12 protein-coding genes are annotated in these 12,518 nt (G+C 73.3%); 2 read left to right on the top strand and 10 right to left on the bottom strand.

Annotated features, from left to right (window positions below):
- Positions 1-51 precede the first annotated feature (51 nt).
- The 9 genes from ACZ3YO_RS25960 to ACZ3YO_RS25920 form a co-directional block, all read right to left on the bottom strand.
- Positions 52-1,308: an ADP-ribosylglycohydrolase family protein gene (locus ACZ3YO_RS25960; RefSeq protein WP_465573553.1), complete on the bottom strand. Its 1,257-nt coding sequence runs from the start codon at positions 1,306-1,308 to the stop codon at positions 52-54.
- 195 nt (positions 1,309-1,503) lie between these two features.
- Positions 1,504-1,821: a transcriptional regulator gene (locus ACZ3YO_RS25955; protein WP_396323258.1), complete on the bottom strand. Its 318-nt coding sequence runs from the start codon at positions 1,819-1,821 to the stop codon at positions 1,504-1,506.
- Positions 1,821-2,300, bottom strand: coding sequence for a hypothetical protein (locus tag ACZ3YO_RS25950; protein WP_465573550.1), 480 nt, complete (start codon positions 2,298-2,300; stop codon positions 1,821-1,823). The genes ACZ3YO_RS25955 and ACZ3YO_RS25950 overlap by 1 nt, the downstream gene beginning before the upstream one ends.
- Positions 2,301-2,500: 200 nt before the next feature.
- Positions 2,501-3,025, bottom strand: coding sequence for a ribonuclease domain-containing protein (locus ACZ3YO_RS25945; RefSeq protein ID WP_465573548.1), 525 nt, complete (start codon positions 3,023-3,025; stop codon positions 2,501-2,503).
- 279 nt (positions 3,026-3,304) lie between these two features.
- Positions 3,305-6,013: a pyruvate, phosphate dikinase gene (gene ppdK, locus ACZ3YO_RS25940; RefSeq protein WP_465573545.1), complete on the bottom strand. Its 2,709-nt coding sequence runs from the start codon at positions 6,011-6,013 to the stop codon at positions 3,305-3,307.
- A 564-nt stretch (positions 6,014-6,577) separates the two neighbouring features.
- On the bottom strand, positions 6,578-7,747 hold the full coding sequence (dusB, locus tag ACZ3YO_RS25935) for a tRNA dihydrouridine synthase DusB (RefSeq protein ID WP_465573542.1): 1,170 nt from the start codon (positions 7,745-7,747) through the stop codon (positions 6,578-6,580).
- Positions 7,748-7,837: 90 nt separating this feature from the next.
- Positions 7,838-8,635, bottom strand: coding sequence for a DUF4097 family beta strand repeat-containing protein (locus tag ACZ3YO_RS25930; protein ID WP_465573540.1), 798 nt, complete (start codon positions 8,633-8,635; stop codon positions 7,838-7,840).
- Between the two features lie 2 nt (positions 8,636-8,637).
- The gene (locus tag ACZ3YO_RS25925; protein ID WP_148645238.1) at positions 8,638-9,282 is read right to left on the bottom strand and encodes a response regulator; all 645 of its coding nucleotides are present in this window, start codon (positions 9,280-9,282) and stop codon (positions 8,638-8,640) included.
- A complete protein-coding gene (locus ACZ3YO_RS25920) occupies positions 9,270-10,499 on the bottom strand; it encodes a sensor histidine kinase (RefSeq protein ID WP_465573537.1) in 1,230 nt (409 codons plus the stop codon). Before ACZ3YO_RS25920 ends, ACZ3YO_RS25925 begins: the two co-directional genes overlap by 13 nt.
- 135 nt (positions 10,500-10,634) lie before the next feature.
- Here ACZ3YO_RS25920 and ACZ3YO_RS25915 point away from each other — a divergent pair, with 135 nt between their 5' ends.
- A complete protein-coding gene (locus tag ACZ3YO_RS25915; RefSeq protein ID WP_465573534.1) occupies positions 10,635-11,189 on the top strand; it encodes a hypothetical protein in 555 nt (184 codons plus the stop codon).
- Positions 11,186-11,584 carry a hypothetical protein gene (locus ACZ3YO_RS25910; protein WP_465573532.1) on the top strand — a complete coding sequence of 133 codons (399 nt, stop codon included), beginning with the start codon at positions 11,186-11,188 and terminating at the stop codon, positions 11,582-11,584. Before ACZ3YO_RS25915 ends, ACZ3YO_RS25910 begins: the two co-directional genes overlap by 4 nt.
- Positions 11,585-11,588: 4 nt before the next feature.
- Here the strand turns inward: ACZ3YO_RS25910 and ACZ3YO_RS25905 are convergent, their stop codons facing one another.
- On the bottom strand, positions 11,589-12,485 hold the full coding sequence (locus ACZ3YO_RS25905) for a helix-turn-helix transcriptional regulator (RefSeq protein WP_465573529.1): 897 nt from the start codon (positions 12,483-12,485) through the stop codon (positions 11,589-11,591).
- Positions 12,486-12,518: the final 33 nt, after the last annotated feature.

Genomic DNA, 12,518 nt, shown 5'->3' with positions numbered 1-12,518 from the left:
GTTCGTTCACCGGTGGCGGCGGCCCGCGGGCGGCCGCCGTCCGGCGCGGGCTCAGTGCGAGCAGCCCTCGGCGGCCAGGGCGAGGACCGTCGCCAGCTGCCCGGCGTCGGGGCGACCCTCGTACCGGCCGGGGTGCGCCTCGACCAGCGCCGAAACGGGCCGCCAGCCGCCGCGCGGCACCGGAGCCACCCGGACGTCCCAGACCGCGGAACCGGTCCGACTCCGGTGCAGGTGCAGGACGCCCTCGGTGGTGTAGGACTCCCACATCTGCTCCGTCCCCCCGGGGCGCAGTCCGGCCCTGATCCGCCGCCACTGCTCGTCGGTCCAGACCACGTCCGGAACCGGGCACCGGCGCGGCAGCAGGAGCGGCTTCAGGTGGGTCCGGTCCACCGGCGCGGGGGCCACGCCGCCCGGCACGGGGAAGGCCCACGCGGGGAGCGGCTCGCGGGCGGCCGTCCAGGCGGCCGGAATGCCGACCGTGCCGGTGTGGGCGGCGACCACGCCGCCGGTGATGGCGGCGACGGTGTCCATGTCCCCGCCCGCGCCGATCGCCTCCCAGACCGCCGCCGGGTAGTCGGTGAGCCGGCGGGCCGCGCACCAGAGCGCGAAGGGGACGGTGTCGGCGGCGCTGGTCCGGCTGCCGTTGCCGAGCGCCTCGGCGGCGACCTTCAGGTCCGGCTCGGCGAGCAGGCCGATCGCCTCGGTCAGGCCGTCGCGCACGGCACCGCGCGGGGTGAGCGCGGCGACCGCCGCCAGGAAGGCGTCCGGCGTCATGGTCCCGGTCCGGGCCCGGACCGCGTACGCGGCGGCCACCGCGACGGCGATCGTGCCGTCGACGGCCTGCGGATGGGTGTGGGTGGTCATCGCGGTCTCTGCGGCGGGCAGCACCGCCCCGGCCGGATCGTCCGCGTACAGCGCGCCCAGCGGCGCCACCCGCATCGCGGCGCCGTTGCCGTACGAGCCCTGGCCGTCGAAGAGTTCGGCGGCCAGCGCCCTGGCGTCGCCGCCCTCGCGGATCAGCCGGAGCATCCGGTTGGCGGCCGGGCCGTAGCCGCGGTCGAAGTCGTGCCGGCGGGCGAAGGAGTGGGTGAGGTCGAAGGTGTCGATCGCGCCTCGCTCGGTCCGTGCCGCGTACACCGAGCAGGCCATCTCGGTGTCGTCGGTCCACGGCCAGGGGCCGGGCGGCGCGGTACGGGCGGCGAAGTGGGCCGCGGCGGTGTCGGGAACGAAGAACTGGGCGCCGAGGGCGTCGCCGACGGAGAGGCCGTTGAGCGCGTCGAGCGCGGGGCCGGTGTGAAGGGTCGTCATCGTGCCCCAGCACAGCGCCCGACCGGCGCCGCGTCAACACCGTTTCCCGTCGGTGAAGCGGCGGGCAGGCCCCTGGCCGAGCAGCCTCCCGGGCGCCGAAGCCAACGCCATTCGACGGGCGAAAGGCGGCAGGCGGCAGGCGGCAGGCGGCAGGCGAAAGGGGTAGGCGGTAGGCGACGGGCCGGCGAACTCCCCCTACCGGCCCTCGTGTTCGGCTCCGGCGGCCTCCGCGGCGGCCACCAGGCGCTGGAGTTCGGCGAGATGGCCGGCCAGGGCCGCACGCCCGGCCTTGGTGGCGGCGAGCCAGGTCCGCGGGCGCTTGCCGACGTAGCCCTTCTTCACCGCCACGTAGCCTGCCTCCTCCAGCGCGGCCGCGGCCTTGCTGAGCACCGAGTCGGAGACCTCGCAGTGGTCCCGGACGGCGCCGAACTCGGCCTCCGCGCAGGCGCTCAGGAAGGCGAGGACGGTGAGCCTGGTCGGGTGCTGGAGCAGCGGGTCGAGAGCGGCGGGCATCAGCGCGCCCCGAGCTCGCGCCGGATGCGGGCGTTCAGCCACACCGCCGTCACCCAGAACACCGCGCCGGCCGTGATCCCCACCGCCGCGCCCACCCAGCGGGCGTCGCCGCCGAGCGCGAAGGCGAGCCCCGCCGCCGCCAGCGCCGCCCCGACCAGCTGCAGGAACGCCCGGCGGACCAGATGCCCGAAGACGGGCTCCAGCCGGTGCACGATGCCGCCGCTGCGGGCGGTGACCGCGACCAGGCAGCCGGTCAGCGCGGCGAAGGCCACGGCCAGCACGATGCTCAGCCAGGCCAGGTGCGCGTGGGCGGCCTGGCCGACTCCCGTCCCGTAGAGCGCGAAGGAGACCGCGAAGGCCGGGCCGAACCACGCGGGCAGGGAGCGCGGCGCCTGGGCGGCAGCCCGGGCCCGCAGGGCGAGGCGCAGCGCCTCGGCGGCGGGAAGGTCGTCGGGCCGGACGGGTTCGGCACTGCTCATGGAGTCCCCCTGGAGTCTGCGCGAGGGCACCGCGCTCTCGCCGGTTCCACTATGGCATCTACATTCCAACTTGGAAAGTACTCTCGAAACCGCAGGACTTCCGGCACCGCAGGACTTCCCGTTCGGCAAAGCTCCCGGTTCCGCGGGGCTCCCGGTTCGGCAGGCCAGCCGCACCGGAAACCCTCAGTCCGACAGGGCCCTCAGCAGCGCGCGTCGATCTCCTGGAAGGTGCCGTAGTGGTCGGCCGTCCAGTACTGCTCGCCGGCGTCACCCGTGACGACGCGTCGGGTGCCGCGGTCGCCGGAACCGGGGGTGACGACGGTGAACTCGTGGTAGTAGCCGGAGCCCTTGCGCGGGAGGCGGTTCTCGCGGTTCTCGAAGACGATGCCGTCGGAGCGGTACGGGTACGGGCCGCCCTTGGCGATCAGGCCGAGGGTGTCGCGGGCCTGGCTGGGCAGCTTGGTGCGGCAGACGTCGGCGAGCGCGGGGTCGGTGGGCACCCAGGCGGCGGCCGGCGACGACGGCCCGGGTGCGGACGATGCCGGGGCGGACGGCCGGGGTGCCGAAGGCTTGGGAGCACCCGGGCTCGCGACGGAGGCCGGGCTCGTGGAGGCGGCCACCTTCGGGTGGCTCGTCCCGTTGCCCGAGAGCGCGCACCCGCCCGCGGCGGCGATCGCGCAGATCAGGGCGGCCACGAGGACGAACAGGCGGTTCTTGCTGGTCATGCGCTCCAGCTTGGCAGCAGGCCCGGCCGCGGCCGGGCGGCCACACGCGTGGCCACGGCCACCGGGCGCCGCGGGAAGGGCGCCACGAAAGAAGCGGCCGGGGCGGGAACGGACGCCGTTGTCCGTTCCCGCCCCGGCCGCGTTACGTACGCCGGTTCTCCTGCGCCGAGCTCCGGTGTACGCCCTCCCGAGCGGGAGGGATGCGGTCAGCGACGGGACCGCGCCGTGGTCGGACGGGCCCTCCCCGCCGATGCCTGGCGAGGAGGGCGCCTACCCGCCTCAGCGCGAGTCGCTGCCCGCGGTCTCGATGGCGGCGCGGCCGGCCTCAAGGCGCGCCACCGGGATCCGGAAGGGGGAGCAGGAGACGTAGTCCAGCCCCACCTCGTGGAAGAAGTGCACCGACTCCGGGTCGCCGCCGTGCTCGCCGCAGACGCCGAGCTTGAGGTCGGGGCGGGTGGCCCGGCCGGCCTCGACGGCGTGCTTGACGAGCGCGCCGACGCCGTCGCGGTCGATGGTCTCGAACGGGGAGACCCCGAAGATGCCCTTCTCCAGGTAGGCCGTGAAGAACGAGGCCTCCACGTCGTCCCGGGAGAAGCCCCAGACGGTCTGGGTCAGGTCGTTGGTGCCGAAGGAGAAGAACTCGGCGGCCTCGGCGATCTGGCCGGCCGTCACGGCGGCGCGCGGCAGCTCGATCATGGTGCCGAGCTTGATGTCCAGCTGCACACCGGTGGACTGGGCGACCTCGGCGAGCACGCGCTCGCACTCGTCGCGGACCAGCTCCAGCTCCTGGACGGTGCCGACCAGCGGGATCATCACCTCGGGACGCGGGTCCCCGCCGGCCAGCTTGCGCTCGGCGGCGGCCTCGGCGATGGCGCGGACCTGCATGCCGAACAGGCCGGGGATGACCAGGCCGAGGCGGACGCCGCGCAGGCCGAGCATCGGGTTCTGCTCGTGCAGCTTGTGCACCGCCTGGAGCAGGCGCAGGTCGTTCTCGTTCGGGTCCTTGCGGGCCTCGGCGAGGGCGACGCGCACCGACAGCTCGGTGATGTCGGGCAGGAACTCGTGCAGCGGCGGGTCGAGCAGGCGGACGGTGACCGGCAGCCCGTCCATCGCCTGGAAGAGCTCCAGGAAGTCGCCCTTCTGCATCGGCAGCAGGGTGGAGAGCGCGAGCTCGCGGTCCTTGTCGTTGTCCGCCAGGATCAGGTGCTCGACCTCCTTGCGGCGCTCCTCGCCGAGGAACATGTGCTCGGTGCGGCAGAGGCCGATGCCCTGGGCGCCGTAGCGGCGGGCGCGCCCGCCGTCCTCGGCGTTGTCGGCGTTGGCCCGCACGGCGAGCCGGCGGCGGCCGTCGGCGTGCGACATCAGCCGGTGCACGGCCTGGACGAGGCCGCCCTGGACGTCGGCGCCGGCGTGCAGGGTGCCCTCGAAGTACTCGACCACCGGGGACGGCAGCACGGGTACCTCGCCGAGGTAGACCTTGCCGGTGGCGCCGTCGATGGAGACGACGTCCCCCTCCTCCAGCACCAGGCCGTCGGAGGTGGTCATCCGGCGGCGCTTGGTGTCGACCTCGAGCTCCTCGGCACCGCAGACACAGGTCTTGCCCATGCCGCGGGCGACGACGGCGGCGTGCGAGGTCTTGCCACCGCGCGAGGTGAGGATGCCCTCGGCGGCGATCATGCCGTCCAGGTCGTCCGGGTTGGTCTCGCGGCGGACCAGGATGACCTTCTCGCCGGAGCGGGACCACTTCACCGCGGTGTAGGAATCGAAGACGATCTTGCCGATCGCGGCGCCGGGCGAGGCGGCGAGGCCCCAGGCGATCTGCTTGGAGGCGGCGTCGGGGGCGAACCGCGGGAACATCAGCTGCGAGAGCTGGCCACCGGTGACCCGCATCAGGGCCTCGTCCAGGTCGATCAGGCCCTGGTCGACCAGCTGGACGGCGATCCGGAAGGCCGCGGCGGCGGTGCGCTTGCCCACGCGGGTCTGGAGCATCCAGAGCTTGCCGCGCTCGATGGTGAACTCGATGTCACAGAGGTCGCGGTAGTGGTTCTCGAGCTTCTGCATGATCGCCATCAGCTCGTCGTACGACTTCTTGTCGAGCTGCTCCAGGTCGGCGAGCGGCAGGGTGTTGCGGATGCCGGCGACGACGTCCTCGCCCTGGGCGTTGGAGAGGTAGTCGCCGTAGACACCGACGGCGCCCGTGGAGGGGTCACGCGTGAAGGCGACACCGGTGCCGGAGTCCTCGCCGAGGTTGCCGAAGACCATGGAGCAGACGTTGACCGCCGTGCCCAGGTCGTTCGGGATGCGCTCCTGACGGCGGTAGAGCCGCGCCCGGTCGCCGTTCCAGGAGTGGAAGACGGCGTGGACGGCGAGGTCCATCTGCTCGCGCGGGTCCTGCGGGAAGGCCCGGCCGGTCTCGCGCTCGACGATGCCCTTGAACACCTCGACCAGTTCCCGGAGGTCGGAAGCGTCCAGGTCCAGGTCGTTGGTGGTGCCCTTGGCGTGCTTGGCCTCGTCCAGGGCCTCCTCGAACAGCTCGCCGTCGACGCCCAGCACGGTCTTGCCGAACATCTGGACCAGGCGGCGGTAGGAGTCCCAGGCGAAACGCTCGTTGCCGGACTGCGCGACCAGGCCGACCACCGAGGCGTCGGAGAGGCCGATGTTCAGGACGGTGTCCATCATGCCGGGCATGGAGAACTTGGCCCCGGAGCGGACCGAGACCAGGAGCGGGTTGTCGGCCTGGCCGAGCTTCTTGCCCATCTCCTGCTCGAGCGCGTCCAGGTGGGCGCTGATCTCCTCGTGCAGGGAGGCCGGCTCGCTGCCGGTCTCCAGGAAGACCTTGCAGGCCTCGGTGGTGATGGTGAACCCCGGAGGGACGGGGAGACCCAGGTTGGTCATCTCGGCCAGGTTCGCGCCCTTGCCGCCAAGAAGATCCTTGAGGTCCTTGTTTCCTTCGGTGAAGGAGTAAACAAACTTCTGCTGCGACGGCACGGGTCGGTCTCCTCGCACACGGTTGGCCTGACGCCGGAGAACATACCCATTTCGAAGGCGCTTTTGCGCCGCCAATAGGCCGTACGAGGCCAGTACTCGGTGGTAACCCGGCAGATCGAATGCACATAAAGGCGTTCACCTCTGTTGGTGAAATCGTCCGGATGACGCGAGCTTGCCTTCAACTCTTGAAGGCAAGGAAACCGGAAGATCACACTAACGGGACGGAGGGTAGCGGTCGGCGGTCCACCGCGTTGCCCCGGCTTGATTTCCTGCACCCGGACCGGCCGATCCGTGCCACTCCCCTTCGGGAAGCGATTCACCGCCGATGTGGCCATTTCGTCCCCTGAGTGACCGTCAGTCGCCACCGTATGTGGCAAGCGTCACGAGCGCATCTCGCGGGTCGGGCGTAGTCCTCCTCCGCCGATCGTCGCACTACGTGCGGACGTCCGCTCGTTTCCGTGACATTGATGCACCAAAAAGGAGCCCTCTTGGCCAGATAGGACAAGAGGGCTGGGACGCGGCGGCAATCACCGGTCGAGGGGCGTTTTCGCCACTAAGGACAGATCATCCGCCGGAGGTGTCCGATTCGGCGTCCGCACTGGGCAGAGCGCAGTCGTACGGATCGTCCAACCAGCCTTCCGGGAGAACCACCCGGTTGTTGCCGCTGGTGCGCCCGCGGGGGCCGTCCGCGCCGGCCGGCCAGAGCTGGGACTGCTCCACCTGGGCGAGGGTTTCGGCCAGTCCGGCCAGCGAGGAGGAGTTGGCCAGCCGCACCCGCAGCTCGGAGCCGACCGAGAAGCCCTTGGTGTACCAGGCCACGTGCTTGCGGAAGTCGATCACGCCGCGCGCCTCGTCCCCCAGCCACTCGCCGAGCAGCTGCGCGTGGCGCACCATGGCCCGCGCCACGTCGGCGAAGCTCGGGCGGGCGTAGTCCGTCTCGCCCTCGAAGATCGCCACCAGGTCCTTGAACAGCCACGGCCGGCCCAGGCAGCCGCGGCCGACCACCACACCGTCGCAGCCGGTCTCGCGCATCATCCGCACCGCGTCGTCCGCCGACCAGATGTCCCCGTTGCCGAGCACCGGGACGTGCGCCGGGACGGATTCGCGCAGCCGGGCGATCGCCGACCAGTCCGCGGTGCCGCCGTAGTGCTGGGCCGCGGTGCGGCCGTGCAGGGCGATCGCGGAGACGCCCTCCTCCGCGCCGATCCGGCCGGCGTCGAGGAAGGTGAGGTGGTCGTCGTCGATGCCCTTGCGCATCTTCATGGTCACCGGGAGGTCCCCGGCGTTGGCGACGGCCTCGCGGAGGATCTCGCGCAGCAGGTTGCGCTTGTACGGCAGCGCCGAGCCGCCGCCCTTGCGGGTCACCTTGGGGACGGGGCAGCCGAAGTTGAGGTCGATGTGGTCGGCCAGGTTCTCGTCGGCGATCATCCGGGCCGCCTTGCCGACGGTCACCGGGTCCACCCCGTAGAGCTGGATCGAACGCGGCTTCTCGCTCGCGTCGAACCTGATCAGCTGCATGGTCTTGGCGTTGCGCTCGACCAGGGCCCTGGTGGTGATCATCTCGGAGACGTACAGGCCCTTGCCGCCGCTCTGCTCACGGCAGAGCGTGCGGAACGGCGCGTTGGTGATGCCGGCCATCGGTGCCAGCACGACGGGCGGCCACACCTGCATCGGGCCGATGGTCAGCGGCGCGAACTCGGCGGCGGTCGCGGTGGGTGCGGGCGTGACTGTCATGCGCGGCTGACCTCGGGGACGGGGATTCGGGACTCTTCATTGTCCCCCACCCGCGGATCGGCCCTTCGGCCGTCCGCCCGGCCCGTCCGTTCAGCCCTCGACGGGGTTCACGCTCAGCGCCCCGGAGGTGGACGTGACCTGCACGGTGTCCGGGCTGGCGGGGTTGGACAGCCGCGGATCGATGTGGCCGTTGCCCGACCCGCGGTCGACGCCGAAGCGGTAGCCCGAGCCCTGCGGCAGGGCCAGCGACACCTCGCCCGAGGTCACCCCGACCGCCACCACGTGCGGCGGGCGCGCGAAGCCCAGGTCGACCGCGCCGGAGGTGGCGTGCACCTCGACCCGGGCGGAGGCGAGGCCGGTGGCCCGCACCTCCCCGGACGTCGTCCGCGCGTACACCTGCCCGGAGAGCCCGCTCAGCCGGACCGCCCCCGAGGTGGCCGCCACCCGGACGTCCCCGCTCAGGCCATTGATGTCGATACTCCCGGAGGAGCCCCCGCCGTCCACCGCGGCCGTCGGCGGCACCTCCAGCTCGATCACGGCACCACAGCCGAGGTCCACCACCGGCACCACCTGGTTGCAGCGCATCCTGACGTTGAACACGTCACCGTCGAAGACGGTCTCGACCCTGGGGCTGCGGACCGTCCAGTCCAGATGCTCGGTCACCAGCACCCGGCCGGGCTGCCCCGGCCTGATCTGCACCGCCGCGGAGCCGGTGTCCAGGTGCACCCTGGTCGCCGCGACCGGGTACGAGCGGTCGGACGTCCGCTGCTGCTGCACCACCAGACCCCAGGTCTGCGCGCCGCCGCACACGACGGCCAGCGCCACCACCGACGTCCCGGTGATCCGCCAGGCACGGTGCCCGCGGATCGCCGTCCGGTCCTCCGCCACCGCTACCCGACCTCCAGGAACCGCAGCACCGCGAGCACCCGGCGGTGGCTGGCGTCGGCGGGCGGCAGGTCGAGCTTGGTGAAGATCGAGTTGATGTGCTTGGCAACCGCGCTGTCGCTGACCACCAGGGCGGCGGCGATCGCCGCGTTCGAGCGGCCCTCCGCCATCAGTCCCAGCACGTCCCGCTCGCGCGGGGTCAGCTTCTCCAGCGGGTCCCGGTGGCGGCGGACCAGCAGCTGGGCGACCACCTCCGGGTCCAGCGCGGTGCCGCCCTCGGCGACCCGCTGCAAGGCGTCCACGAAGTCGTCCACATTGGCCACCCGCTGCTTGAGCAGATAGCCCACCCCGCTGGTGTTGGTGGCCAGCAGGTCGGCCGCGTACCGCTCCTCGACGTACTGGGAGAGCAGCAGCACCGCCACCTCGGGCCACTGCCGGCGGATCATCAGCGCCGCCCGGACGCCCTCGTCCGTGAAGCCGGGCGGCATCCGGACGTCCGCCACCACCACCCCCGGCCGGTGCTCCTCCACCGCGGCGAGCAGCTCCTCGGCGTCCCCCACGGCGGCGGCCACCTCGAAGCCCACCGCCTCCAGGACCTTGACCAGACCGACCCTGAGCAGGACCGAGTCCTCGGCGATCACAGCACGCACGGCAACTCCACGGTGATGGTGGTGGGACCCCCGAGGGGGCTGAGAACGGACAGCGAGCCATCGACCGAGGCGGCGCGCTTGCGCAGGCCGGTCAGACCGGTGCCGCGCGAGGCGTCCGCGCCGCCGACACCGTCGTCGCTGACGACCAGGAGCAGCCGGCCGCCGACCGTCCGCACCGAGAGGTCGACCCGGGTGGCGCGGGCGTGCTTGGCGACGTTGGTCAGCGCCTCGGAGACGGTGAAGTACGCGACCGCCTCGACGGTCGGGGCGATCGGCTCGACCAGGGCGACGTCCAGCCGGACCGGCAGCGGGGCGCGGGCGGCGATGCCGGAAAGCGCCGCGTCCAGGCCGCGGTCCTCCAGGACGGCCGGGTGCAGGCCGCGGACCAGGTCGCGCAGTTCGTCGATGGCGGCCTGGGCCTCCTCGTGCGCGTCCACGATCACCTGCATGACCTCGGGGGCCGCGTCCTTGAAGGTGCGCCGGGCCAGACCCAGGTTCATCGCCAGCGACGTGAGCCGCTGCTGGGCGCCGTCGTGCAGATCGCGCTCGATCCGGCGGCGCTCAGCGTCGACGGCGTCGACCAGGCCCGCCCGGCTCTCGGTGATCTCCTCGACCCGGCGCTCCAGCGTCTCCGTCCGGCCCGGGCCGAGCAGCCGGTGGGCCGCGAGCTCCTCCAGTCTGGCCAGCAGGGCCACCACCCACGGCGTCACGGCCAGCAGCAGCACACCGCTCACGGTGTACAGGGCGTTCGCCCCGGCCCACTGCGACCGCAGCGGGTTGCCCGGCGGCATCAGCCAGACCCAGCCGTACACGGTCGCCATGACCAGGCCCGCGCCCCACGCGTACAGCGCCCCCAGCGCGCCCAGCGCCAACAGCGGGCCGGCCAGCAGGTGGTAGCCGACCTGACGCCAGCTCACCCCGGTGCGCAGCCTGGTCAGCAGGCCCGCCGGGGTGTCCGCGGACTGCAGCAGCACCGGCACCTCGACCCCGCGCAGGGTGCGCAGACGGCCGCGCTGGGCCGCCGTCAGCAGCCGCAGGCAGAGCAGCACCAGGGCGGTGACCGGCAGGAAGGCCTTCGGGGTGAGACAGGCCAGCCAGATCGGCACGGCCAGCGGGATGCCGGCGGCTATGAAGCGGGTGTCGCGCCAGGCGGCGGCCGACCACGGCGGCCGCTCGGCGCTCCTGGCGAGCGCACGGCGCAGCGGGGTGGAGGGCATGGCCGACAGCGTAGAGCCCGAAGATCGACTGACGCCATGAAGGGAGCTGGAGAGCGGGGGTGTACCCAGGTACACCCCCGATTCGGGGCGGCGCACTACCGACGCCGGGGGGTGGTGCGCGGAAGTCTTGACGGCATGACGAGCACTGAACCGCACTCCGCCACGCCGCCCCCCGGGCGGCCCGCCCCGGGCACCGGCGCGGCCGACGCCGAAGGTCCGCTGCCGGTCGGTCCGTCCGACCCGGCCGGGCCCGCCGGGCCGCGCGGGCCGTGGGCGGTACGCAGCGTCCGGGCGACGCGGGGGCGCGCGGCACTGGAGGTGTACGAGCACGGCGAGCTGCTGGACGTCCTGGTCGCGGCCCGGCTCACCCCGCAGCTGCTGCGCGGCGCTCGGCGCTGCGCCGTCCCCGGTGCGCGGGTGCGGTACGGGCTGGCCTGGGGGCGGCTGCCGCAGGGCGGTGCGGCGCCCGCCGTGCGGTTCACCGGCGGGTGGCTGCGGGGGGCCGGCGGCCGGGCCGTCGAGGTGCCCGAAGTCGTCACGGTGGCCGGGGAGTTCTGGCTCGCCTGGGCGCGGGGGCGGTTCGGCGGGGTGCTGGTGGAGCATGCGGGCGGCCGCGAGCGGCAGCCGCTGGCGCGGGTCCGCGGCAGTCGGCGGGGTGTGCCGGTCGGCACGGCCGGGGGTCAGCGATGAGCACCGCCGTTCTGGGGGCGGTGCCGTGCTCCCCCACCCGCCCTGCCGCCCCGGCACTGCCCGCGTGGACCGAGCGGGTGCCCGCCTTCGCGGCCCTCGCGCTGCTTCCCTGGCTGGCGGTGCTGGCCGTCAGCCACGAGACCTCGTGGGTCGTCCTCGACCTGCTCGAACTCGCCGCCCTGGTCTCGCTCGACGCGCTGCTGCGGCGCCGCAGCCCGGCCGCGATCCGGCCCGCCTGCGCGGTGGCGCTGCTGCTCGCCGGCGACGCCCTCGCCGACGTCGGCACCGCCGGCACCGGCCTGCCACTGCTCGCCGCCGTGGTGATGGCCGGCTGCGTCGAACTGCCGCTGGCCGCCCTCTGCCTGGCGCTCGGCCGCCGGGCATCGCGCGCCTGACCGGCTACCGCCCGCCCGGCAGCCCCCGCGCCATCAGCTCCATCCGCTCACGGGTCTCCTCGTCCCTGGGCGTGTAAGCGACCAGGCGGGTGCTGGGACGCGGCCCGAGCCAGAGGCTCGTGTAGTCGCAGTGCAGCAGCCCGATGCCGGGGACGAGGAACCGCTTGAGCCCGTTGCCCGGCTTCATCACGTCGTGCCGCTGCCAGGCCGCCTCGAAGTCCGGCGAGGCCTTGCGCAGCCGGGCGAGCAGCGCCTTCCACGCCGGTTCGGCCCTGTGGTCGGCCATCCCCGAACGGAACCTGGCCACCATCCCCTCGCGCCCGTCCTCGTGGTCGACCAGCACCTCCCGGAAGCGCGACGGCGTGAACGCCATCCACATCAGGTTCCTGTCCTCGAAGGGCAGTTCGTCGAGGTTCCCGACGATATGGGTGTACGAGGGGTTGTACGCCAGCACGTCGTACCGGGCGTTGATCACCGCGGCCGGCATCGGCGACATCTGCTCCAGGAGCAACCGGATCGCCGGCGTCACCGTCAGGCACTCCACCACCGGTGACGGATCGTCCGCCGCCGCCAGCGCGAACAGGTGGGCCCGCTCGGCCGGGTCGAGCCGGAGGGCGCGGGCGACCGCGTCCAGCACCTGGGCGGAGACCTGGATGTCCCGGCCCTGCTCGAGCCACGTGTACCAGGTCACCCCGACCGCGGCGAGCTGCGCCACCTCCTCCCGGCGCAGCCCCGGCGTCCGGCGGCGTCCGGTCATCGGCAGGCCCATCTGCTCGGGCGCGATCCGCTCGCGGCGGCTGCGCAGGAAGGCGGCCAGCTCGTGCCGCCGGGCCCCGTCGGGGGAAAGGCCTCCGCGGCCGGTCGCGCGGGACGCTGGGGCGGGCGTGGTGGTGAGGCTCATGCACCCAGCATGCGGCACCCGGAAGCCTGTTGC

Source organism: Kitasatospora sp. NPDC022785, from assembly GCF_055561295.1.
This window is presented reverse-complemented; position numbering and strand designations above follow the sequence as displayed.